16 protein-coding genes are annotated in these 25,607 nt (G+C 60.4%); all 16 read left to right on the forward strand.

Annotation, left to right across the window (positions count from 1 at the left end; translation table 11 throughout):
• Nucleotides 1-44 precede the first annotated feature (44 nt).
• Nucleotides 45-1,298: a response regulator transcription factor gene (locus tag KB449_RS11520; protein ID WP_282908508.1), complete on the forward strand. Its 1,254-nt coding sequence runs from the start codon at nt 45-47 to the stop codon at nt 1,296-1,298.
• Complete coding sequence (locus tag KB449_RS11525; RefSeq protein WP_282908509.1) at nt 1,295-3,127, forward strand: cache domain-containing sensor histidine kinase; 1,833 nt, start codon at nt 1,295-1,297, stop codon at nt 3,125-3,127. Before KB449_RS11520 ends, KB449_RS11525 begins: the two co-directional genes overlap by 4 nt.
• Nucleotides 3,128-3,909: 782 nt before the next feature.
• A complete protein-coding gene (locus KB449_RS11530) occupies nt 3,910-4,809 on the forward strand; it encodes an ABC transporter permease (RefSeq protein WP_282908510.1) in 900 nt (299 codons plus the stop codon).
• 42 nt (nt 4,810-4,851) lie between these two features.
• Nucleotides 4,852-5,742: a carbohydrate ABC transporter permease gene (locus KB449_RS11535; protein ID WP_282908511.1), complete on the forward strand. Its 891-nt coding sequence runs from the start codon at nt 4,852-4,854 to the stop codon at nt 5,740-5,742.
• Nucleotides 5,743-5,788: 46 nt separating this feature from the next.
• Complete coding sequence (locus KB449_RS11540) at nt 5,789-7,426, forward strand: extracellular solute-binding protein (protein ID WP_282908512.1); 1,638 nt, start codon at nt 5,789-5,791, stop codon at nt 7,424-7,426.
• A gap of 15 nt (nt 7,427-7,441) precedes the next feature.
• Nucleotides 7,442-8,449 carry a Gfo/Idh/MocA family protein gene (locus KB449_RS11545; RefSeq protein ID WP_282908513.1) on the forward strand — a complete coding sequence of 336 codons (1,008 nt, stop codon included), beginning with the start codon at nt 7,442-7,444 and terminating at the stop codon, nt 8,447-8,449.
• Between the two features lie 15 nt (nt 8,450-8,464).
• On the forward strand, nt 8,465-12,280 hold the full coding sequence (locus KB449_RS11550) for a malectin domain-containing carbohydrate-binding protein (RefSeq protein WP_282908514.1): 3,816 nt from the start codon (nt 8,465-8,467) through the stop codon (nt 12,278-12,280).
• A gap of 79 nt (nt 12,281-12,359) precedes the next feature.
• Nucleotides 12,360-13,421 (forward strand): Gfo/Idh/MocA family protein, encoded by a 1,062-nt coding sequence (locus KB449_RS11555; RefSeq protein ID WP_282908515.1) that lies wholly within the window; start codon nt 12,360-12,362, stop codon nt 13,419-13,421.
• A 175-nt stretch (nt 13,422-13,596) separates the two neighbouring features.
• Complete coding sequence (locus tag KB449_RS11560; RefSeq protein WP_282908516.1) at nt 13,597-14,586, forward strand: aromatic acid exporter family protein; 990 nt, start codon at nt 13,597-13,599, stop codon at nt 14,584-14,586.
• A gap of 119 nt (nt 14,587-14,705) precedes the next feature.
• Complete coding sequence (locus KB449_RS11565) at nt 14,706-15,263, forward strand: outer spore coat protein CotE (RefSeq protein WP_217595062.1); 558 nt, start codon at nt 14,706-14,708, stop codon at nt 15,261-15,263.
• Between the two features lie 250 nt (nt 15,264-15,513).
• Nucleotides 15,514-17,040, forward strand: a complete 1,527-nt coding sequence (locus KB449_RS11570; protein WP_282908517.1) for a putative amidoligase domain-containing protein — start codon at nt 15,514-15,516, stop codon at nt 17,038-17,040.
• 477 nt (nt 17,041-17,517) lie between these two features.
• Complete coding sequence (gene mutS, locus KB449_RS11575; RefSeq protein ID WP_282908518.1) at nt 17,518-20,256, forward strand: DNA mismatch repair protein MutS; 2,739 nt, start codon at nt 17,518-17,520, stop codon at nt 20,254-20,256.
• Between the two features lie 2 nt (nt 20,257-20,258).
• Nucleotides 20,259-21,695: a S41 family peptidase gene (locus tag KB449_RS11580; protein WP_282908519.1), complete on the forward strand. Its 1,437-nt coding sequence runs from the start codon at nt 20,259-20,261 to the stop codon at nt 21,693-21,695.
• 35 nt (nt 21,696-21,730) lie between these two features.
• On the forward strand, nt 21,731-23,842 hold the full coding sequence (mutL, locus tag KB449_RS11585; RefSeq protein ID WP_282908520.1) for a DNA mismatch repair endonuclease MutL: 2,112 nt from the start codon (nt 21,731-21,733) through the stop codon (nt 23,840-23,842).
• On the forward strand, nt 23,839-24,621 hold the full coding sequence (locus KB449_RS11590) for a class I SAM-dependent methyltransferase (protein WP_282908521.1): 783 nt from the start codon (nt 23,839-23,841) through the stop codon (nt 24,619-24,621). The genes mutL and KB449_RS11590 overlap by 4 nt, the downstream gene beginning before the upstream one ends.
• Nucleotides 24,618-25,571 carry a tRNA (adenosine(37)-N6)-dimethylallyltransferase MiaA gene (gene miaA / locus KB449_RS11595; RefSeq protein WP_282908522.1) on the forward strand — a complete coding sequence of 318 codons (954 nt, stop codon included), beginning with the start codon at nt 24,618-24,620 and terminating at the stop codon, nt 25,569-25,571. Before KB449_RS11590 ends, miaA begins: the two co-directional genes overlap by 4 nt.
• Nucleotides 25,572-25,607: the final 36 nt, after the last annotated feature.

Genomic DNA, 25,607 nt, shown 5'->3' on the forward strand with positions numbered 1-25,607 from the left:
CATTTGCGATAATCCTGACGAACTGCCGGAGGGAGGCGCTTGTGTTGACTTGGACGGTATGGATCGCAGATGACGAGCGGATTCAGCGGGAGGGCATCGTCGAACATGTGCCTTGGCAGCAAATGGGGCTGGTCCTGGCCGGCACGGCGGCGAACGGCAAGGAGGCGCTGGAGGGCATGCAAGCCGCGCCGCCCGATATTTTGGTGACCGATATCAAGATGCCGTTAATGGGCGGCCTTGATCTCGCGAAGCAGGCCAAGGCGCTGAATCCGCGCATGAAAATCGTCATTATAAGCGGCTATGACGATTTTGAATATGCCCGCACGGCGATCGAGCTGAGCGCCACGGCTTATCTGTTGAAGCCGCTTGATTTTTACGCGCTGCTGGAAACGCTTAAAAGTGTCGCCTCCGCCTGCGAAGAAGAGGCCGGGCAGGAACGGACGCGGCTCGAGCTTCAGCGCCGGATGGCGGAGACCGAGCCGCTGGCCGTGCGCCAGCTGCTGCGCGATGTGCTGCAGGGGCGTCTGGCCGATCCGGATGCGATCGAAGCGATGATGCGCGATGCCGGCATGCCGGCGGCGGACGAATACGCGGTTGCCGTACTAAGAGGAGCGGAGGAAAGGCCCGGAGCCAAAGATAAGGGAAGCTGCGCAACGCAGCTCGCGCAAAATCTGGCATCCATCGGCCGGGCCCTGCGGTGGTCGGAATGGTATTGGTCGGACGGCGATGAACTGGTCTGGATCGCGGCAGCCGCGGAAGAAGAAGCGGTCCGCGCGCTGGAAGCCCTTCGCGTTTATGCGAACGGCGAACTGGGGACGCATCTGGCCGCCTGCGTCTGCGGCGGAATAAGCGATCCGGGCGGATTCCCCGAGTCGTACCGGCGCGCCTCCGCCGAGCTGTCCCGGCGGGCGGGTCAGGATCCGAACAAGACCGTCATACTCGGCGGCGCGCGCGTCCTGAACAAGGAGTTGCCCGTGCAGCGGATTATCACCTATATCGAGACCCGCTACGGCGGTCCGATTACGGTCGAGGAATTGGCCAAAATGGTGTTTCTTACGCCCAATTACATCAGCAATTTATTCAAAGAGCAGACCGGAGAGACGATTATCGATTATGTGACGGGCGTGCGGCTGCGCCACGCCCGCCATCAATTGGCGGATCCGAACCGCAAAATATACGAGATCGCCGAAAGTACAGGGTTCAACAGCACGTCTTATTTCAGCGTCGTCTTTAAAAACGCGTACGGCGTAAGTCCGAAGGAGTACAGAGAATCGCTGAGGGAGCGGATCCCCGAATGAGGACGAGGATGCCGCTGCGCGTCCACGACATCTCGATCAAGCACAAAATGATGTTCAGCTACGGACTGCTCGTCCTGGTGTCCATCGTCGCGCTCGGGGCCGCGTATTACGCCAGCATGCAAAAGTACGTATACGAGCAAGCGAGCGAGTCGTACCGGCAGACGCTGTCGCAGGTCGTGCTGAATACCGAATACAAGCTCAACAATTACGATCAGCTGCTTAACCAGTACGTTTCGGATTCTAAATTCGTCGGCGCGGTATCGTTCGCGTTTACGTCGCCGGGCGATTATTCCTACGCTTACCTGAATACGATCTCGCGGTACTTCGAAATCGGCAAGCAGGACAACAACATCGAATCCATCATTTTGTACAAAAACAATCAGACGCTGCCGGAATCGGGCGACGTGCTGATCGATATCGACTATATTTTGCGAACCGCCTGGTACGAAGAATATTTCGCGCACACGGAAAGTTATACGATCAACGACTATATTGCGCTTTCGAAGCGCAAATTTTGGATCGTTACCGACGAGGTGAACAAGCCCGACTACGGGTTGTCCGGAGCAAACGGCGGCTTAACGGGCGAGAAGCGGGTAGCGATCATTAAACCGGTCATCTATAATTTCGAAAAGCTGTCGGGGATCTTCGAGCTGTTCGTTCGTTACGACCGCATCTTCGGGGATTTCGCGGCTGCCGGTACCGAACCTGACGATTACATGCTCGTCGCGAACGACAAATGGCAGACCGTCTATGCGAGCCTGGGAGCGGAGGTTCCCGGCACGGATGCGCTCAGGGCCGCGTTGGCGCAGAAGGCTGCGGCGTACACCGCCGGCCCGACGGCCGGCAAGTTCAGAATGAAACTGGACGGCGCCGACAAAATGGTGCTTTACGAGCGGGGCGGAGATTCCGGCTGGCTGTACGTCCGCGTGCTGTCGTACGACCGTTTGTTCGCTGGCGCCAAAACGGTCCGGCAGTTCACGATCGTCGTAGGGGCGCTGTGCCTGCTGATCAGTCTGCTGCTGGCGCTTGCGCTGGCCAGGATGATCGCCCGTCGGCTGTCGGTGCTGTCCGGCCAGATGAAGAGCGTCGAGGATCTTACGCTTGACGTCAAAGTGGATATCGACGGGCGCGACGAGATCGGCGCGCTGGCCCGGAGCTACAACCGGATGATCCGCAAGATCAGGGAGCTGGTCGAACAGCTGACGGCCAGCCAGCAGACGCAGCGGGAGTCCGAGCTCAAAGCGCTGCAGACACAGATCAATCCGCATTTTCTGTACAATACGCTGGCGACGATCAACTGGATGGCGATGGGCGGCCAGCATGCCAAAATAATCGGGATGGTCAACCATCTGGCGACCTTCTACCGCCTGTCACTCAACAAAGGCCTGCCGTTGCTTCCGGTGAAGGAGGAAATCCGCCATTTGCAGGCGTACACGGAAATTCAGAAAATCCGGCTGGAGGAACGGATTCATTTCATCTACGAAGTGGGGGCGGGCATCGAATCGTGCCTTACGCTGAAGCTGATTCTTCAGCCGTTCGTGGAAAACGCGATCCTGCATGGCGCGGAGCGAAAGGCGGGCACGACGGCGATCGCGATCCGGGCGTATCGGGCGGACGAAGAGCTGTTGTTCGAGATCGAGGACGACGGCGTCGGCATGTCCGCCCCGCCTGCGGCCGATTTTTTCCCGTTCGGCAACGGCTACGGCATTCGCAACGTGCACGAACGCATCCGGCTTCATTACGGGCAGGCATACGGCGTTTCGATTGAGAGCGCGGAAGGCGCCGGTACAAAAGTGACGATCCGCATCCCGATCGTCAGCGAAGAGTAGAGAAGACTTCCCAGTATACCGCCCAGTCCCGCCATGTAACGCTGTACAGCGATTCTTTGCCCCGAATGCTCGCTCGGTCCCGCCAGTTAACGCTGTACAGCGTCTCTTTCTCGCGGATGCCCGCTCGGTCCCGATATGTAACGCTGTACAGCGCCTCTTTCTAGCGGATGCCCGCTCGATTCCGCCATGTAACGCTGTACAGCGTCTCTTTCTCGCAAATGTCCGCTCGATCCCGCCAATTAACGCTGTACAGCGCCTCTTTGCTCCGGATGCCCGGCCGGTCGAGCAAAGTAGCGCTGTACAGCGTCTCTTTTTCGCGGATGCCCGCTCGGTCCCGCCATGTAACGCTGCACAGCGTCTCTTTCTCGCGGATGCCCGCTCGGTCCCGATATGTAACGCTGTACAGCGTCTCTTTCTCGCGGATGCCCGCTCGGTCTCGAAATGTAACGTTGAACAGCGTCTCTTTCTCGCGAATGTCCGCTCGGTCCCGTCAAGTAGCTATCCAGCGTCTCATTCCTTTTCAGTACAGGAAACCCATGCCCAAACAAAGCCCCTCAATGCCACCCTTTTTTTTATTAGCACAGGCCCATATTATGGCAATAATCGGCCATTGAAAGCAATAGCGCTCCCGAAGGATGCTGACGCTCTTTTTGCAAGCGGATACAAATTGCGTAGAATTTTTAAACCAGTCCCGTAGAATCCTGGATTTTTCACCGGCAGCTCCCCCTATATACTTAGAGACATCAAGCGCAAGGCGCAACTACGTAAAAGGGAGTGTCGTTTTGCAAAGCGTATGGAACAACCGCTATCTTTATCTGTTCGTCCTCCCTGGCGTCGTCTGGTTTCTCGTTTTTGCCTATCAGCCGATGTACGGCGTGCTCATCGCCTTCAAGGATTACGACATCATTAAAGGGGTCTTCCGCAGCGACTGGGTCGGCCTTGCTCATTTCAGGGAGCTGTTCGGCAGTCCGAACTTCGAGGTGCTGCTCCGCAATACGATCGCGATCAGCTTGCTGAAGATGGTCTTCGGCTTCCCCGCCCCGATCGTGCTGGCCCTGATGTTGAACGAGGTGCGAAGCCGACTGTTCAAGCGGCTCGCGCAGACCGTCTCTTACCTTCCCTTTTTCGTTTCCTGGGTCGTCATTACCGGCATCTGGTACGATCTGTTCAGCGTCGACGGCGGGTTCATCAATCAAACGCTTGCGAGCCTTGGAATCATCAAGGAGCCGATATTCTGGTTCGGCAACCCCAATTACTTCTGGGGCATGATACTTGCCTCCGACATCTGGAAAGGCATCGGCTTCGGGACGATCATCTTTCTGGCCTCGATTACCTCGGTCAACCCGGAACTGTACGAATCGGCCGTCGTGGACGGCGCGAACCGCTGGCGGCAGGTATGGCATATTACGCTTCCCGCGATCCGCGCGACGATCGTCCTGCTGTTCATCCTCAATATCGCGCATTTCCTGGACGCGGGCTTCGAGCAGATCTACGCGATGCAGAACAACATGGTGCTGGACCGGGCGGAAATTATCGATACGTACGTCATGAAGGTCGGCGTATTCAGGGCGAACTACGAAATCGCGACGGCTGTCGGTTTGTTCAAGTCCGTAATCGGTTTGATTTTGCTCGTCTCCGCTAATTTTATCGTCAAAAAGTTCGGGGAAGACGGGGTATTTTAGAGCGATCCAAGCGATCCATTCGAAGCATTCCGGGAGGTCATCATGAAGCAAACGCGCGGGGAAAAAGCGTTTCAATGGTTCAACTATTTGTTCTTGAGCGTTCTCTGCTTTACCTTTTTGTTTCCGTTCTGGCGAATCGCGGCGCTTTCGTTGAACGAGGGACTCGACGCCTCGCGAGGCGGCATCAACTTCTGGCCTCGCAAGTTCACGTTCGACAACTTTGCGGCCGTCTTTTCCAGAAGCGATATCATGAATGCGTATGCGATCTCGATCGGACGGACGGTCATCGGGACGCTGCTATCGATCGTCCTAGTCTCGCTGATGGCCTACGGCCTGTCCAAGCAGCGGCTGAAGGGTCGCGGCATCATTAACGTCATGCTGATATTGACGATGTTTTTCAGCGGCGGGCTCATCCCTACCTATATGCTTTACAAGTCGCTGCACCTGCTCAATACCTTCTGGGTGTACATTGTTCCCACGCTTTACGGCGCCGCCGCCGTTTTTATTTTCCGTTCCTTCTTCCGCGCCATGCCGCAGGAGCTGGAGGATTCGGCACAGCTTGACGGCGCGAACGACTTGACCATTTTTTCTCGGATCGCTGTGCCGCTCAGCCTGCCGATATTCGCCACGATGGCGCTCTTCTCCGCCGTCGGACACTGGAACGATTACTTGACCGCGGTCATTTACACGACGGACGAGCATTTGCTGCCGCTTCAGACGCTGCTGATGAAAGTCATGAACATCAATCAAAACGAGGCAGGCAATCTGGCGTACGGCGTCGTGAACTTAAACGAAAGCTCGAGACGGACCGTCACGGCCGAATCGGTCAAGATGGCCATGCTTATCGTCGTCGTTCTGCCCATTCTGACGGTCTATCCGTTCCTCCAGCGCTACTTCGTGAAGGGAGTGATCATCGGCTCGTTAAAAGGCTAGGGGATCGGCTGCGAACAAATTTCAAACAAGGGTGGTTGTCGTCAACATGAAAAAACAAGCAAAACTGCTCGCGACGCTGATGTCCGTCTCGATGCTCGGAGCCTCGCTCGCCGCATGCGCCAAAAACAACGGCGCCGATAATAACAAAGCTGCGGCGTCCGCTTCCGCATCTTCCTCCGCATCGTCTTCGGAAGCGCCGCCGAAGGAAGATCCGCTTAAGGTAAACGTCCTGATCATGCACACTTTCGACAATGCGCCGAAGGCGGACAACCGGATGCATCAATGGCTGCTGGAAAACAAAAACATCGACATCCAGATTACGACCGCCAACACGAAAACGCCGGCGGACAAGATGAACACGATGCTGGCCAGCGGAGATATTCCCGACGTCGTCAGCATCCTGACGGACGATGTCAATAACGGCATCGCCAACAAATGGGCGGAGGCGGGCTATATCGTCGATCTCGACCCGTGGCTGTCCAAGTACCCGGACCTGCTCAAGTATACCGATCCGGACTTCAACAAAGTGACCTTTGCCAGCAAGAAGGACGGCAAAATGTATATGATTCCGGGCAATCCCGCGGCGAACAAAGACGTCATGCAGATGAACGTCGGACCGATGATCCGCGAAGATTGGCTGAAACAAGTGGGGATGTCGCCGCCGACGACGACGGACGAGCTGTACGCGGTCCTGAAAGCATTCAAAGAAAAGATTCCGGACGTGAACGGCAAGGCCGTCATCCCCGCCTCCTTCGATAATTTGCGCCAGCTGTTCATGTACTCCTGGACCAAAAGCTGGTTCGACCTGTCCGAAGACAACAAAACGCTGCACTGGTGGTTCAACAATCCGCACATCGTAGACTACATGGTGTTCATGAACAAGCTGTACAAAGACGGCCTGCTCGACAAGGAAACGATCACTCAGCAGCCAGCCCAATACCAGGCCAAGCTCAGTTCGGGACGCGTAGGCTTCACGCTCAATACGAACGGTCCGATGGACACGGCCAACGGCGTTCTGAAAGTTGAAGATCCGGCCAAGCGCTTTATCCCGAATCCGCCGATCCAGGTGCCGGGACTGCCGATGCCGATCTACCAGGAATCCAGCTTTGCGATGGCCCAGGCATTGACCGTCTCTAAAAAGTTCGCCGAAAATACGCGCAATATGGAGCGGTTGATGGAATTCCTCAACTGGAGCGTTAGCAATGAAGGCGCCACCATTCTGAGCACAGGCCCGGATGGCGAGTACTATGTCAAAAACGCAAACGGGCTGCTTGAGCCCAAGCCGGAGGTAAAGGCGCAGCAGGACAAAGCGGATAAAAGCTTCGAGACCACGACGGGCATTACCTATTACAATCTGCTGAGCGCTCCCGTCATTCCGCGCGCTACCGTCATGCCTGGCACCGACGAGTTCATTATGGCGCAGAAGACTTGGCTGCCGGCCGTCGGCGAGCAGAACGTGCCGTTTAACTTCTCCGGCACCGGGCCCGAGTGGGATAAGCACTGGCCGGATCTGTGGCCGGAGATCAGCAAGTGGGAAGCGAAGGCGATCTTCGCCGACTCGGAGGAAGAAGTCCGCAAGATCACGAACGACATGCTCGAAAACTTCAAAAAGATCGGCGAGCCGGTCGTAACGGCCGAAAAGCTGAAGCTGATCGACGAATATGTTCAGAAAAATAAGCAGTAAGGCGGACGGATGAAAATGGAGCTCAAAGTCGTCGCGATCGGACTGCGGATTCACGGAGAATACGCGATCCAGGAAATGTTGAAGGCGGAAGGCGTCAGCCTGGTTGCCATCATGGAGACGGAGGAACGCTGGCGCACGGTTGCGGAACGCTACGGCGTTCCTTTTTACCGGGATTATGCGCGTATGCTGGCCGAGGTCGACTGCAATACGGCTATCGTCTGCCTCCCGAACGATCTGAAGACCGATGCCGTCATCGAATGTCTGAAGCGAGGCAAGCATGCGATATCGGACAAGCCTATGTCGATTACAGAAGAAGAGCTGGGGCGCCTGGAGCGGCAGATCGCGGCTTCGGACGCGGAGTGCTCGGTCCTGTTGACCGAGCGCTTCAACCCGCTGTATGTCAAAGCCAAAGAATTGATCGATCAAGGCGCGATCGGCGAGATCGCCGGCTGCATCATGATGCGGCCGCACGAGTCGACCGCGCAGCGCGAGGAGCAGTGGATGTACGAAAACGCCCGCAACGGCGGGCTGATCGTGGACCTGATGATACACGATATCGATCTGGCCCTGTGGATGAGCCGCGGCGAAGTCCGAGAAGTGACGGCACGCTCGCTGCATACCCGATTTTTTGCGGACAAACCGGATTATGTCGACTTCGCGCAGGCATTGTTCGTCCTGGAAGGGGGCGTCACGGTCCACGTCGAAGCGGACTGGCTGACGCCCAGGAATACGCCATGGGATTGCAGAATGCTCGTCGTCGGCACGGACGGCACGATCGAGGTGCTGTCGAAGTCGGGGGAGGTCATCCTTTGTACGCACGACCGGAATCACCGCAACGTCATGGGTGAGGTTCGAGAGCATGACAGCGTATGCCTGGATTTTGTGCGCAGAATCCGCGGCGAGCAGCCGCAAATTCTGTCCGCCGCCGATTGCGTCGCCTCGGCCAGAGCGGTGCTGCTGGCGCGCAGATCCAGCGAATCCGGGCAATTGGAAACCGCAAGAATAGGCCATTCATTCGATTGAATCGGAGGCTGCCCCATGAAGATGAACCGATTGCTGAAAATGCTCCTTTCGCTCGCGCTCGCCGTATCCGGCTGGTCGGGCTTCCAGGCCGGACCGGCCGCGGCCGCTGCATTTCCCGTCATTTATACGTTCGATCTGCGGCAGGCGTCGGGGACATTTAATACAGCCGAATCTTACGATATCAAGCTGTTCGTGTCGACGCTGCAAGGGATCGTCAATCAGAAGGGGCCGCGGCTGTACGTCTACAATTCCTTTTATGTCCAGACGCCGTCCATCACGTCGTCCCAGGCGATGCAGATCGACGAGAAATGGCTGGACGCCTTCCGCAAGCCCGGGCAATGGCTGAGCGAATACACGGTCACGCCGCTTGCATCAATCGAAGCGCTGGTCAGTACGTTCAGATCCGATCTGGCCGGACTCGCCGTCTGGGACCCGAAGGTGGACGCGACGGCCAACGTCGCGACGACGATCGCTGGCATCGAACGGACGCCGGCCGTCATGGGCGGCGGTCGCCTGTATGCCAGGCTGACCGCCGCTCCCAACAGCCTGGCCGTCTCGCGCAATCTTGTCGGGCAATTCGCCGGCAATAATGCCAAAACGGATGCTTACGTGTGGGCGAAGCAGCAGTTCCTGGATACGGGACTCGCGAACGCGGGCGTACTCGGCTACATCGAAGACGCGTATGCGAGGCAGCCGATTACGCATTCGCAGGAATACACTTCGGTTCGGGACATCCTGGTCATGCGCAAGGCATTCGTGTTCGACCTCAGCCCGTGGGGCGACGAGCGGGCATTCGACGCGCCCAATCAGACGCTTGGCAAGGATCTGGATGCCTTCCTCGCCATTCTTCAGTCGGCCTATACGCTGTACGGCAGCAAAAACATGATCGAGGTTTACGGCTTTTTTCCTTGGTGGGACAAATATTCGACCTATGGCGGCAAGGGAAGCCATACCGAGTTCGAAGGCGAGTGGAAGACGGTCGAGCACTTGTCCAAATATAACGCCGCCATCGTCAGTGTCATCGATACGATGGGCGACGCGAACATGTCGGTGCATTGGTGGGCGCCGGTCGCGACGAATCTGTTGCCTTCCTCGGAAGCGGGCAGCCGTCCCGCGCTCGCCAACAAGACCTACATCTTATGGGGCATGGGCGATCACGACGAATCGACCGTTCATTATCAGTTCCCTTATGTGTGGAATTCGGATCCGGCGCGGGGCAAGACGCCGATAGCCTGGAACATCGTGCCGAGCATGCGGAATGCGGGAGATCTGATACAGTTCCTGTACGACACGGCAACCTCGAACGATTACTTCGTGGCAGGTGCCGGAGCGGCTGGATATGCAAATCCCGACTTCGTGCAGGACGCGTCCGTATGGCGCAGCTGGAACGAGCGGCTCTACCAGTCGACGGGGTATACGATGTCGGGCTTCGTGCTGAACGGCAACGCCGGACCGGTCACGTCGGCCTCGGAGGAGGCTTATCGTTGGTTCTCCAACGATATGTCGTTGTTTTACAATCCGAATCTGAGCTCTCCGAAGCCGGACGTGCGCAGCACGAACATGGTCGTGATGGGCGACAACGTGCCGATCGCCAACAACGACGTCAACGGCCAGACCGCTTATATCTATAACGTAACGGCAACGCTGCCGAGCCCGGGGACGGCGCCGAACTTTTTGTACATCAAGCCGGCTTTTTCGTCCGTCGAATATATCAGCCAGGTGATGAAAAAGATCGTCGCCGAGCATCCCGAGTACAACTATGAGGCGGTCGATCCGTATACGTACGCTTCGCTGATCCGGCAAAAGGTCAAGGGCAGCGTAGCCAATGACGCCATTCTTTTGGACGCCCAGCTTCCGGACCAAATGATCGCGGGTCAGAATTATACGGCCAGCGTTACGGTCCGCAACGTCGGAACCGCCGCCTGGACGGAGGCGAATCTGTTCAGGCTCGCCGCGACTACGGACAACGCGCTGACCTGGAGCGACTTCCCGGACGGCGGCTATAGCCTGGCGACCGGCAATCAGCGGGTATTCCTCGCTGCGGCGGACAGCATCCAGCCGCAGCAGACCAAGACGTTCACCTTCCAGGTGCAAGCGCCGGCGACGCCGGGCAATTACTTGTTCGGAACGTCGATGATCAAGGACGGAACGGCCGTATTCGGCGACAACCGCAAGAAGACGATCCAGGTCGTCGCGGCTCCGGCCTATGCGGCGCGGATCACCGCGGTCACTGTACCGTCCGCCATGACGGAGGAGCAGATATCTACTATATCCGTCACGGTAAAAAATATCGGCACCGCCACCTGGACGTCCGCGGATAACTTCCGGCTGGCCGCGATTCCGGACCGCAACGAGATACTGTGGAGCGCGTTCGCGAGCGGCGGATCGAGCAGCGGCGCCGGCATTCAGCGGGCGTACCTGAGCAGCACGGACAGCATCGCGCCCGGCGCGAGCAAAACGTTCAACTTTTCGATCGCGGCGCCGCGCACCAGGGGAACTTACGCGTTCGCGGTCCAAATGATCAAGGAGGGCGTGTCTCTGTTTGGCGATACGGGCGTCTACGATATCCGGGTGACGCCGGGCGGTGCTGCGGCCAAAGACGCGGTGAGCTTTAACGACGACATACCCGAATTCGTGGCGCCCGGCGCGGCGGTGCCCGTATCGGTGACCTTCAAAAACACGGGAACGAACGACTGGACGCGCGCAGGCAACTATACGTTGAAAAGCGCGGGAACCAATCAATTGACCTGGAGCGGCTTCCCGTATGGCGGCACGAGCGCCGGCGCAACCGATCAAAAGGTGTTTATGCGGGCATCGGAGCGGATCAAAAACGAGCAGGCGAAAACCTTCTCCTTTACCATCAACGCGCCGACGACGCCGGGGGACTATACACTCTCGATGCAAATGAACGACGGCACCTCGGGATTCGGCGTCGTTAAGACGTTTACGGTCCATGTGGCCGCACCGCGCGACGCCAAATTCGCGGCATGGGACGTGCCGACGGTTATGGCTGCGGGCACCAAAGCCAACATTAGCATCGATGTGCAAAATGCGGGAGCGAACAATTGGGCGCAATCGGATTTGTACAGGCTTTATTCCGGTCCGACCAATCAGTTCGTATGGGGCGACTTCGGCGTCGGCGGCTACAGCCTCAGCGCTACCAATCAGCGCATTTTCTTGTCCGGCACGGAGACGATCGCTCCGAGCCAGCGCAAAGGCTTCTCGTTCAGCATTCAAGCGCCTTCGACGCCGGGTACTTATACGCTCAGCGCAGGCATGGTTCAGGACGGGGTCGCGACTTTCGGCACCGTCAAGACATGGACGATCAACGTCGTGAGCGGCTACGAACAGCGCGTGGACGTCGGCGCTTCCGCGGCCTTTACGGATGCGAAGGGACTGGCTTGGGCGGCGGATCAGCCATACTCGGGCACGAATACATGGGGTTATACGACATCCACGACGGCCGTGAATACGACGACCGACACGATATCGGGTACGAGCGACCAGGCGCTGTATCGCACGCAGCGCTTCGGCAGCGGCGGCAATGCGTTCGCATATAAATTCAACGTCCCGAACGGCACCTACAAGGTGACGCTGGATTTCGCGGAGATTTACTTTAATGCGGGCGGCACGAGAGTCTTTAACGTCGATATCGAAGGTGCGAATATGTTGTCGGGCTACGACATCTATACAGCCGCGCTCGGACACGACAAGGCGCGCAGGTACGAATTCAACAAGATTGCCGTAACGGACGGCGTTATCGATATTGACTTCAGCGCGCTAAACGACGCTGCGGCCGTCAATGCGATCCAGGTGGTGCGGACCGGCTGACAGGCGTCCTACCGGATGTTAAAGGAAAGTCGCACCGGATTTTCGCATTTAATAGGAAACAACGAAGGTGGAGATCGTCATGGGAAAAACGAAAATCGGGATCGTCGGGACGGGCTCCATTTCCCACTATCACTTGAAGGCGTACCAAAAAAACGCGGATGTCGAGATTTATGCGGTTTGCGACGTGAACGGCGAACGTGCGGCCGTGACGGCGGCGTCCTTCGGCGCTTCGGCGGTCTATACCAACTATGCGGCCATGATGGCGGATCCGCAGGTCGATGCGGTCAGTATCTGCACCTGGAACAACACGCATGCGCCGTTTGCCATTGAGGCGCTGGAGGCGGGCAAGCATGTCCTCGTCGAAAAGCCGCTGTGCTTGACTGTGGAGCAGGCGCTGGAAGTGGAAAAGACGGTCGTTAAGAGCGGCAAAGTGCTCCAGATCGGCTACGTGCGCAGGTACGATCCGAACGCGTTGATGCTGCAGCAGTGGATCGCCCGGGGCGAAGTCGGCGACATCCATTATGCCAAAGCATCGAGCTTGCGGCGGCTCGGCAATCCGGGTGGCTGGTTCGCCGACAAGTCGCGCTCCGGCGGCGGTCCGCTCATCGATCTGGGCGTGCATATCATCGACCTGTGCTGGTACTTGATGGGACGGCCCAAGGTGAAGTCGGTCAGCGGCAATACGTACAAGAAGCTCGGCCAGCGCAGCCATGTCAAGGGCCTTACCTTTTACAAATCCGCGGACTACGATGCCAATTCCAATACGGTTGAGGATTTGGCCAACGCCTTGATCCGCTTCGAAAACGGCGCCTCGCTGATGGTGGACGTGAGCTTCACGCTGCATGCGCGCAAGGACGAGGGGCTAGTCCGGCTGTACGGGGATAAGGGCGGAATCGAGATCGACCCCGAGGTGCTGCTGGTTACGGAAAAATCCGATACGATCGTCACGGTGTCGCCGCAGACAGATCATGCGTCCTTCGATGCGGACCAGGCGTTCCAAAACGAGATCGATCATTTTATCTCCTGCTGCCGGGAGGGACGGTCGCCCGAAAGTCCGGTTCAAGACGGCGTCGAGATGATGAAAATTTTGTGCGGCATCTACGAATCGGCGGAGCTCGGCAGGGAAATCGTGTTCGATTAAGCTTCGGCTATGCGTTGTATGCCCGAGAAAGAAGAGCTGTTCCGACTTCGTGCAAACGACGCCGGAACAGCGCAACGCCCGCAACGGCTCCTCGGAGCCGTTTTTGTTTTGACGTCTCTTTGCCGAACGGTTACGATGGATGCATCAGATTCGCGTAACGATCGGGGGATACGGCATGAGCGCGACAAAGGAAGCAAGCGGCCTGCGACGCCTGATCGGACTGCGCGTGACGAAAACGGCGCTCGCGACCGTGGCGGCCATATATATCGCGATGCTTCTGCATGTGGAAAATGCGCAGGCGGCCGGCATCCTCGCCATCCTGGGCGTCGATACGACACGCTGGCGAGGCATCATGACGGTATACGCGCGGTTCGCGGCGTCCGTCATCGGCTTGGCCGTCGCGTCGGCCGTGTTCCTGCTGGCGGGCTTTCACGTCTGGACGCTCGCGCTGTACATACTGATCGCATTCCCGCTGCTCACGCGCATTAAAATGAAGGAAGGCATCGTCACCGGTTCGGTCATCGTCTTCCATCTGTTCCATAACGGGATCGTGTCCTGGCATACGATCGGGACGGAGCTGGCGCTGCTTGCGATCGGCCTCGGCTCGGCGACGGCGTTCAATCTCGCGTACATGCCGAAGCAGCGCAAGTCGCTCGAGTCGCTTCGCCAGACGACCGAGGATCTGTTCGTCGCGATGCTGGGCGAGCTGGCCAAATTTCTGCGCGATCCGGCGGCCGTATGGGGCGGCGACGAGCTGCTAAGGGCCGAAGCTGCCATCGAGGAAGGCATGCAGACGGCCAAGCGTTCGCAGGAAAACCGGCTGAGCCGGCAGGACGAGCCTTGGCTTCTGTACTTTGGTATGCGGCGCGAGCAGCTCGACTTGATTCAGCTGATGATGGAGAACATCGCGTTCGTATCGTCCAGCGTGCCCCAGTCCGAAGCGATCGCTTCATTGTTCGACAGGCTGACGCATGACGTGAGGTCCGAATTTTACGAGGGCAAGACTGAACGCGCGCTCGACGCGCTCGAGCGGGAGTTCAAGGCGATGCCGCTGCCTGCGACGCGCGAGGAGTTCGAGATCCGGGCTGCGCTGCTGCATTTGTGCAGAGAGCTCCGCCGATTTTTGACCGTCGGCAGCAGAGGGAAAATGCGCAGGTCTTCATGAACAAGGACCGGCATACAATCATAGAGACGAAGCGTCAATGCAAGGATACGTTTTTGTCACTCTAGACGAATGTCCTGCATAGACTTTAATTGAATTGATTGTATGGAGGAGGTCATTGCATGACGCTCGCGGATAAACGGCTGCAGCGAAGGGAAATCATCACGAAGGCAGTATGCGGCAAGGGCCGCAAATTCTCGACGATTACCCATTCGGTCACGCCGCCGCACCATCCCACCAGCATTCTCGGGGCATGGATCATCAATCACCAGTACGAAGCGGTTCGTTCGGGTGACGGCATCGAGGTGGTCGGGTCTTACGATATCAATATCTGGTATTCGTACGACAAGAACTCCCAGACCGACGTCGCCAAGGAGACGGTCTCGTACTCGGAGCTCGTGCCGCTTTCGTATGTAGACCCCCGTCATCGCAGCTCCACGGAAGAGGTGTCTGCGGATGCGACGCAGGAACCGAATTGCGTGGAAGCGTTGATCGGCGGAGGCGGTACTTCCGTGCTTATTCGCGTGGAGCGCGAATACGCGGTCGAGATGGTCGCCGAGACCAAAGTATGCGTGGTCGTTGATCCGAACTACTTTGAAGACGGCAAGGATGCGGACTTTGCGCTGGACGAAGGCGATTACGAAGACCTCGATGCCGATCTGCTTGAAGACGATTTGTAAGCGGCCCGCTGCGGCCGATACTTATGTCTATGCAGAAGCGATGGAAGTGTCGAGGGCGGATGCCTGCTTCGTTCGGTAAAATCGTCCCGATGCCGGAAAAATCGCGCGGATCGCTCGGGCTCCTGCCCGAAGGCGAAGCCGGCGGCGGTCCCGGCGCAGGGGCAGGGACAGAGTCAGGGAAGGGTCATCCGGCTTCGACGTACAACCGTCGGCGGGACGGCCCTTCCCGTGTTGTTCGGGGGGGATGAGGGTGCGGATATCCGGCTTGAAGCGCGGCATGGACGAGGCAAGGGACGTCGGTATCGTTGAATCAGGCACGGACAAAGCCAGCTCAAAAAGCCAAATGGCGCTCGGGACGGTGTGGATTGACGGAAAAGGCGCGGTCGGGGAGATGCTTGCGGCTGCGGGACTGAAGCGTCTTGCGGTTGACAGTCGTCCGGGTCCTTCGGATGTGATCGTGAGGCTGTCGGCCGGCGGGGCGGATCCTGCGCGTACCGACGCAGTCGCTGCGACAGGACATGCCGGGGCCTGGACCTGGAACGAGGCGGCGGGCGCAGTCGGTTCGCTCGAGCCAGCAGAGCTCGACCGGCGGCTCGCCCGCGAGGGCTTGACCGCGACAATTCGAAGCGGCGCCGCGGCAGCCGGGCGCACAGGCTGGCGACGGAGCGAGGGGGCGACAGGCGTGCTCCGCGTCCCGGCGCAAACGTACGTCGTCACCGTCTTCGGCCTGTCGGCGCCGATCGTTCGCCCGGAGCCCGGCGCGCATGCGTCCGGGCGCGAGCTGGCCCGCAGGCTGGGCAGAGCCTCCGCGCGCGCCATCTATTCGCTCGGGCTCGAGCTGGGTACCGTCACCTGGCAGGTTGACGGTTCGGGCCGCCGCGGAACCATCGTCGGCTTGGACGCGGCCATCGGGGAACCCGACGAAGCAGGTGCGCTTAGGCTGACAGAGGCCGCTGCCGAATTCGCCGCGCAGTGGTCGGAGGAGGCTGCGGGAAGCCGGCCGGAAGCGCTCCTCGGCGCGGATCCGGAGTTTGTCATGCTCACGGAAGCGGGCCGGATCGTGCCTGCGTCGCGGTATTTCGGTCCGGGCGAGCGGACCGGGAGCGACTCGGTCGTCTTGCGGGGCGTGCAGCGCTGGCCGCTCGCGGAGCTTCGGCCGCGGCCGGCGCGGGACCCCGCCGTGCTGACGCAGCGCATCCGGCGCCTGCTGCTGGACGCGTCCGCGCGGACGGCCGGCGCAAAGCTGCGGTGGCGCGCGGGCGCCGCGCCGGTCAAGGGCTTGCCGCTGGGCGGGCACCTGCACTTCAGCGGTCTTGCCCTTACGGCCGAGCGGCTGCGGGCGCTCGACAACGCGCTTGCGCTGCCGCTGCGGCTGCTCGAGCCGGACGGCGCCGGGCGCCGTCGGCCGCGCTACGGCGCGCTCGGCGACTTCAGGACGAAGTCGCACGGCGGCTTCGAATACCGGACGCCGCCGAGCTGGCTCGTGTCGCCGCGGCTAACGCTCGGTGTCCTGTCGCTTGCGAAGCTCGCGGCAGAGCATGCGCGCGAGCTGTCCGGCAGCCGCCCGCTCGACGACGACGCGCTGCGCGACGCCTACTACGATGGAAACCTGGCGCCGCTGCGGCGTGCGGCCGCAGCCGTGCGCGTCGCGCTCGAATCGCTGCCGGCTTATGCGAGATACGGCGAGGCTGTCGGATTTCTGTTCGATGCCATCGAAGCGGGCAAGGTTTGGGACGAAAGCGTGGATATTCGGCGCGGTTGGCGGATTCCGGAATGATGGAACGAGGGAATGACGGAAGTTGGCGCAAAATTGCAGGATTTTGATCCCGAACTTACGCGTTTTCGCTAATTCGGGGAAGATAACATGCACTTTTGCGCGATAGCGAGGGTTCTGGGTCGTAAACGGCAAGCGGCAGCCGGCAGGCGGTAGATGGCAGCCGGCAGGCGGTAGATGGTAGAGGGCAGCCGGCAGGCGGTAGATGGTAGAGGGCAGGCGGTAGATGGTAGAGGGCAGGCGGTAGATGGTAGAGGGCAGGCGGTAGATGGTTGAGGGCAAGAAGTGGTAGATGGTAAACGGCAAGCGGCAGCCAGCAGGCGGCAAGCGGCAAGCGGCCGACGAAGAGGCGCTGCCGCTTTTTTGATGCGCGCTAGGCCGCATGACCTACTTTCTTCCAGTTTCTGCGCCGACCACGACGAACCTCGTAAAGCTTGGTATAATAGATCGATGAGTTCAGAGCGACAATTGGAGGATTCTATGGCCGGTTATACCCCGATGATGCAGCAGTATTTGTCCGTGAAGGAAGAAGCGAAGGACGCGCTCTTATTCTTCCGACTGGGCGATTTCTATGAAATGTTTTTCGAAGACGCGCTAACGGCGTCCCGGGAGCTTGAGATTACGCTGACCGGCAGGGGAGCGGGACAGGAAGAGCGCATTCCGATGTGCGGCGTCCCCCATCACTCGGCGGAAGGTTACATAGCGAAACTGGTGGACAAGGGCTACAAGGTCGCGATCTGCGAGCAAGTCGAAGATCCGAAGGCGACCAAAGGCGTCGTGAAGCGCGAGATCGTGCGGATCGTCACGCCCGGCACGGTGATGGAGACGAAGTCGCTGGCGGGCGGTGCGAACAACTTTATCGTCGGCGCCGCCGAGCTGGACGGCCGGTTTGGCCTTGCGGCCTGCGATCTGACGACCGGCGAGATGTACGTGACATCGTTCGCGGCGTCGGCGGAGTCGGTTAAAAACGAGCTGAACGTATACCGTCCGGCCGAAGCCGTCGGCGATGAGCGGGCGCTGGCTATTCTGGAGGAGGCGTCCCTGGCGTCGGGCAGAGCCTTGGTTACGACGGTCAGGGCGCAGACGCAGGACCCGGGCGAGCGGCTCGCCGTACAGTTTCCTGAAGAGCGATGGGACAGACACGAGCAGGTGCGACAGCTCGCCGTCGCCCGCCTTGCGGAATATCTCGGCGATACGCAGAAGCGGTCGCTTGCCCACGTGCGAGCGGTCAAGAGCTACGACCCGCAGCAATTCATGGCGCTCGACGCCTTCACGCGGCGCAACCTCGAGCTGACAGAGACCGTGCGCGACCGCGCCCGCAAGGGCTCGCTGCTGTGGCTCCTCGACCGCACGCGCACGGCGATGGGCGCGCGCCAGCTGAAGCGCTGGATCGACCAGCCGCTGCTCGACCGGGCGTCGGCGGACGAGCGGCTCGACGCGGTCGAGGCGCTGCACGGCAACTGGATGCTGCGGGAGGATCTGCGCGCCGCGCTGTCGGAGATTTACGACCTGGAACGGCTGGTCGGGCGGATCGCCTATGGCACGGCCAACGCGCGAGATCTTAACGCGCTCGGTGCGTCGCTATCGCGCATCCCGGCGCTCAAGGACATTTGCGCGGAGCTCGGCTCGGGGCCGCTCGCCGTCCTGTCGCAGTCGCTCGACGCCTGCGAGGATCTGGCGCTGGCGATCGCGGACGCGATCGCCTCCGAGCCGCCGGTGTCGGTTCGCGAAGGCGGATTGATCCGGCCGGGCTTCCACGAGCGGCTGGACGAGCTGCGCGAAGCGAGCAAGAACGGCAAGACCTGGATCGCCGAGCTCGAGCGGCGGGAGCGCGAGGCGACGGGCATCAAGTCGCTGAAGATCGGGTTCAACAAGGTGTTCGGTTATTATCTCGAAGTGACGCGGGCCAATCTGGGCACGCTGCCCGAGGGCCGGTACGAGCGCAAGCAGACGCTCGCCAACGCCGAGCGCTACGTGACGCCGGAGCTGAAGGAGAAGGAGGCGCTCATCCTCGAGGCCGAGGACCGCATGATCGATCTGGAGTACGAGCTGTTCGCCGCCCTCCGTGACGAGATCGCCCTTCATATTCCGCGCCTGCAGCGTCTGGCCGAGCGGGTGTCGAGCCTTGACGCGCTGCAGTCGCTGGCGGAGGTCAGCGCGGAGCGGCGATATGTCAGGCCGACGTGGAGCGACGGCTACGACCTGAACGTAACCGGCGGCCGGCATCCCGTCGTGGAAGCCGTGACCGAAGGGAGCGCCTATATCTCGAACGACGCCTCGCTGACGCGCGAAGGCGGTCCGATCCTTCTCATCACGGGTCCCAACATGGCGGGCAAGAGCACGTATATGAGGCAGGTCGCGATGATCTGCATCATGGCCCAGATCGGCTGCTTCGTGCCCGCAACCCGGGCCGAGCTGCCGATGGTCGACCGCATTTTCACGCGGATCGGCGCGGCCGACGACCTCGTGGGCGGACAGAGCACGTTCATGGTCGAAATGAAGGACATCCAGATCATGACGGAGCAGGCGACGGCGCGGAGCCTGGTCATCATCGACGAGCTCGGCCGCGGCACATCGACGGACGAGGGCATGGCGATCGCCCAGTCCGTCATCGAATACGTGCACGACCGGATCGGCTGCAAGGCGCTCGTCTCCACGCATTACCACGAGCTGGCCCATCTGGAGGAGACGCTCGGGGGGCTGCGCAACGGCTGCATGGCCGTCAAGGAGAGCTCGGACGGCGTCACCTTCCTCCGCAAGCTCGTAGCCGGCGCGGCGGATTCAAGCTACGGGATCTACTGCGCGCAGCTCGCCGGCCTGCCGGATTCGATCGTGTCGAGAGCTTACGGTCTGCTTGAAGCCGCAGGGACGGGGCCGATCAGGACAGCCGGCGAGCGTGGCGGCGCCGAAGCTTCGCCGAGCCCGGGCCGGACTCCGGCGTACGAAGGGGCAGTCCCGGCACCGTCACTGGAAGCCGCGCAGCCGATCGTTGCCGAGCGCGAGCCGTCCGCAGCAAGGCCGGCGGGCGGCGTGCAGCAGCTGTCGATGTTCGAGGAAGCCGCGGCTGCCGCCGAGGGAAAGGCCGCGAAGACGCGGACGCCCGAAGCGGACAAGCTGCTCGACAAGATGCGCAAGCTCGATGTCATGCGCATGACGCCGTTGCAGGCATTGGAATGGCTGAACGACGCGCGCAATCAATTGATCGGAAAAGGGGACTGAATTTGAAAGGACAACGAAGAACGGCAAGCTTGCTGCTCAAGGCAACGCTGTGTTTGGCCCTGTCGGTCCTATGGCTGCCTGTCGGCGCCGGAGCCGCTACCAAGGACCAAGTCAACGAAGTGCGACAGCTGCTGGAAGAATACCATATCAGCAAGCCGACGGACGACAAGCTGGGCGAGTCCGGCATCGATGCGATGATCGACGCGCTCGGCGATCCGTATACGCAGTACTTTTCGCCGGAGGAGCTGCAAAGCTTCTCGAACGCAATCAATCAATCGTTCGTCGGGATCGGCATCGTCATGTCGCAGGACGACGGCATCGTTTATCTGGAGGACGTCGTTCCGGACAGTCCGGCTTATAAAGCCGGGCTGATGCCGGGCGACGCGCTCGTCTCGATCGACGGCGTGCTGACCGCGGGCAAGACGATCGACGCCATTCAGATCATGGCTGCAGGCACGGAAGGTACGTTCGTCAACATCGGCGTCAAGCGGGGCCTGGTCAAGCTGCAATTCCTGGTGACCAGGTCCGCGGTGCAGCTGCCTGTCGCAACATCCCGGCTGATGGGCAGCGGCGTCGGCTACCTGCGCCTCGATTCCTTTTCGGCGGATGCGGGCGCCAAGTTCAAGACGCAGCTGCAGTCGCTCGAAGGCAAAGGAATGTCGTCTCTTGTCGTCGATCTGCGAGGCAACGGCGGCGGCTATGTGGATCAAGCCCAACAGATCGCGGCTTTGTTCGTCAAGGACGGCATCCTGGCGCACGTAGCGGACCGCGACGGCAAGGATACGCCGATCGAGCTGCACGGCGTGAGCCGCAGCTATCCCGTTTATATTCTCGTCGACGGCGGCAGCGCGAGCGCGACCGAGCTCTTGTCCGGCGCCCTTCAGGAGTACGGCATCGCGAAACTGGTCGGTACGAAGACGTACGGCAAAGGCGTCATCCAGCAGCTCATTCCCGTCGAGTCGGGCGGCACGCTTAAGGTGACCGTGCAAGAGTACAAGACGCCGGGAGGCAAAAAGGTGGACAAGGTCGGACTGACGCCTGACGTCACCGTGGCGGGCGGCCTTCAGCAGCTCCTTACGGCTTACCGGCTTGCTGGTGGCGGCGACGTCCGTCTTACCGTAGGCAGAGGCGCGCTCGTCGTCAACGGCATCCGGTCGGCCGATGCCGGCTCCGTCGTCAAGAAAAACGGCGTCTGGTACGTCAGCTCGAGGCTCGGGGCCGTCGCCTCCGAAGCCAAGCTGAGCTACGATCCCCAGGCCAAGCAGATCGTGTTCGCAAAGGGCGAAGCGACGTACCGGCTGGGTGCCTCGGACAGCCATGTCATCGTCAAAAACGGCGTCAGTTATATCGACGTCCGCCTGCTGTCCAAATGGTTCTCCAACCTGACCTGGGCAGCCGTTGGCGACGGCACGGTCACGCTGTACGATTCGGCGGCTTGACGAACGCAGCCTAACGTTAGGAAGGAGGGACCGTTTTGGGGATCATCATCCAGCTGGACGAGCATTTATCCAACCAGATCGCGGCCGGAGAGGTGGTCGAGCGTCCGGCTTCCGTGCTGAAGGAGCTTATCGAGAACGCGGTCGACGCCGGCGCTAGACATGTCGACATTACTGCGGAGGAAGGCGGCTTGTCCCTGATCCGGGTCGTGGACGACGGAGCGGGCATCCAGCCGGACGACCTGCTCGTTGCCTTCCAGCGGCATGCGACGAGCAAGATCGCAAGCGGACGCGACTTGTTTCAGATCTCGACGCTGGGCTTCCGGGGCGAGGCGCTGCCGAGTATCGCATCCGTCGCCAAAGTCCGCTGCCTGAGCGCCTCCGAGTCCGGTGGCCTCGGCCGGCTGCTCGAGATCGAAGGCGGCACGGTCAAGCGACATGAGGACGCGGCCTCGCCGAGAGGCACGGATATGTCCGTTAGCGAGCTCTTTTACAATACGCCGGCACGGCTCAAATACATGCGCACGATTCAGACGGAGCTGTCGCATTTGTCCGACGTCGTATACAGGCAGGCGCTGGCGCGTCCGGATGTTGCGTTTACGTTTTCGCACAACGGCTCCGTACTGTTGCGGACGCCGGGAAACGGCGATCTGAGACAGGTCGTCGCGGCGATTTACGGTTCGGGACCGGCCAAGGCGATGCTGGAGGTGCAGGCGGACGGTCCGGATTTCTCGCTGTCCGGGCTGACCGCGATGCCGATCGAGACGCGCGCAAGCCGCAGCGCGGTGACGGTCATCGTCAACGGAAGGTTCGTACGCAGTCCGGCCGTCGTCCAGCCGCTGCTTCAGGCGTATCATACGCTGCTGCCGATCAATCGTTATCCGTTGTCCGTGCTGCATCTGCGGATGCATCCTTCGCTGTTGGACGTGAACGTTCATCCCGCAAAGCTCGAGGTTCGGTTCAGCAAAGAAACCGAGCTGCGCGCGTTCGTGGAGGCCGCCGTTAAGGAGGCGCTCCAATCGTATGCCTATATCCCTTCGGGGACGGCCGTTCGCAAGCCAAAGCCGGAGACGTGGCAGCAGGAGCAGATCCGGTTCCAGCTTCCGCCGGTCGACGCGGAATCGGTATCAACTTCGGAGTCGGAAACCGTAAGCAAGCCGGACGATCGGCAGCCTGAAGGCGACCAAGCAACGGCGGAGCGTCCGGAGCCCGACTCCAACGGAGAGGTTGTTGCGGCTGAACCCACAGCGCCCCCGGCGCGTTCTTGGGACCGCCGGTCCGTCGGATCTTCGGCTTCGCCCAAGGACAAAGATTCAATTATGCCGGCTTACGGGGAAAGAAAACGGGATAACGCTCCAGACCAATCGTCTTACGCCGCTTCTTCCGTCGTTCAGTCGCCTGGCGTCCGCCAGGAATCGGTTCGCGAGACGCGTCCGTCCGGCGACGGCTATACAGCGCATGCGCGCGATCCGTGGAGCGATAGAGGAAGGGGGAAGGAGCCGGGCAAGCTTTCCGACCAGGTGTGGCGTGCGGCGTTCGGAGCCCCGTCCGCGGAGACCAAGCCCGAATTTCCCGAGCTCTATTGGATCGGACAGCTACACGGCACGTACATCGTCGCCCAAAACGACAGCGGCTTGTACCTGATCGATCAGCATGCCGCGCATGAGCGCATCCATTACGAGATCTACTACGAGAAATTCGGCGATCCTGCGGCCGCAAGCCAGGAGCTGCTGCTCCCCGTCACACTGTCCTTCGCGCCGGACGAATACGCGGCCATTCGCGGCAAGCTCCCCTGGTTCGAGCTCGCTGGCGTATATTTGGAAGACTTCGGAGGCAATACCTTTATCGTACGGGCCGTACCGCACTGGCTCCCCGAGGGGGACGAGTCGGACATTGTACGGGAGATGGCGGAGTGGATTCTGAAGGAGCGCGGCATCGACCTTCACAAGATTCGCGAGAAGGCGGCGATTCTGTGCTCCTGCAAAGCTTCCATCAAGGCGAATCAAGCGCTGTCGCGCGAGGCCGGCGAGACGCTGCTTCGCAGGCTGGCCGCCTGCAAGCAGCCTTATACCTGCCCGCATGGACGGCCCATCGTCGTCAGCTTCACGACGTACGAGCTCGAGAAAATGTTCAAGCGGGTGATGTCTTGATCGTCACGACCGCGGAAAAGCCGGACGCTGCGCTGGTCGTCTACGCCCGCCGACTGGCGGACGAACTCGGCTGCCGATTCGCCGAGCGCCGCCGCGAGACGCTCGCAGGCCTCGCCCGGAAATTTCCGGAAGCTGCGCACGGCATCCTTATCGCGGGGCCTCAAGGGTTGAGATACGCCGCGGATGGCGCGGAGCCGCTTTTTTACCATCCGAGCATGGCGCTCATCAGAGTCAAGCGCCTGCTCGAGGGGGGCCACGATGCGCTTGTCGACGCGACAGGCGTGCGGACCGGCGATGCTATCGTCGATTGCACCGCCGGCCTGGGCGCCGACGCGCTGGTCCTGTCTTACGCAGCGGGCGCCGCCGGCAGCGTGACGGCCGTCGAAGCGTCGCGGATCCTGTATGTAATCGTAAGAGAAGGCTTGCGGGCTTACGCCAGCGGCTTGAGCGAGCTCGACGAAGCGATGCGCAGAGTAAAAATGGAGTACGGCGAGCATTTGCGAGCGCTGCGAGCAATGCCCGATCGCAGCGCGGATATCGTGTACTTCGATCCGATGTTCGCGAAGCCCGTCCCGGGTTCGGCCTCCTTAAGGCCGCTTCGGGCCCATGCGGAGGACCGGTCTCTCGCCGTCGAGGCGATCGGGGAGGCGCGGCGGGTGGCCCGCCGCATCGTCGTGCTGAAGGACCACAAGACGAGCGGCGAATTCGAACGGCACGGGTTCCGGCGCGTACGGACTTCCTATTCGGCCGTGGATTATGGAGTGATCGAGATTCAATGACGAACAACAAGCCTCCGCTCATCGCGCTGGTCGGGCCGACCGCCGTCGGCAAGACGGCGGCGAGTCTCGCCATCGCCAAGACGTTCGATTGCGAGATTATCAGCGGAGATTCGATGCAGGTATACAAAGGGATGGATATCGGCACGGCCAAGCTGCCGCTCGCGGAGCGCGAAGGCGTCCCGCACCATCTGATCGACATCCAGAATCCGGCCGAGCCTTTTTCGGCGGCGGACTTCCAGGCCGCCTGCGAGGCGGCGATCCGCGACATTCATAGCCGCGGACGCATTCCCTTCATCGTCGGAGGTACGGGGCTGTACGTCGAATCCGTATGCTACGGATTCAGATTCCAGCCGACGGGCGGCGATTCATCTTTTCGCGAGTCGATGCAGGCGATCGCCGACGCCGAAGGACCCGAAGCGCTCCATCGGAAGCTGTCCGCCGTCGATCAGGCGACCGCGGCGAAGCTGCATCCCAACGACGTAAGACGCGTCATTCGCGCGCTTGAGATCCACGCCGCGACCGGGCGTCCGGCGTCGGAGCAGCTCGGCGAGGCGCGCGGTGACCGCAAGGAATCGCCGTACAACCTAGCATTGCTCGGGCTTCATATGGATCGGGCCAAGCTCTACGCGCGCATCGACGATCGGGTCGACGATATGCTTGCGCAAGGACTGGAGGAGGAAGTGCGGGGACTGCTGGCGGCGGGTTTGCCTTCCTCGTCCGTTTCCATGCAGGCGCTCGGGTACAAGGAGATGGCCGCATACATCGAGGGCCGCGCCGCGTACGAGGATGCGGTCACGATGCTCAAGCGGGATACGCGGCGCTTCGCCAAGCGACAGCTCTCCTGGTTCCGCCATATGCAGGACCTGGTTTGGATCGATACGAACGCCGCCGCAAAAATCACCGATCTTTTGCCAATGATCTATGCTATAATAGCAGGAAAGTTTAAATGAGCTTTGAATATAAGCTTATACAAGAAATTAATGGCG

Source organism: Cohnella hashimotonis, from assembly GCF_030014955.1.
Taxonomy (GTDB): Bacteria; Bacillota; Bacilli; order Paenibacillales; family Paenibacillaceae; genus Cohnella; species Cohnella hashimotonis.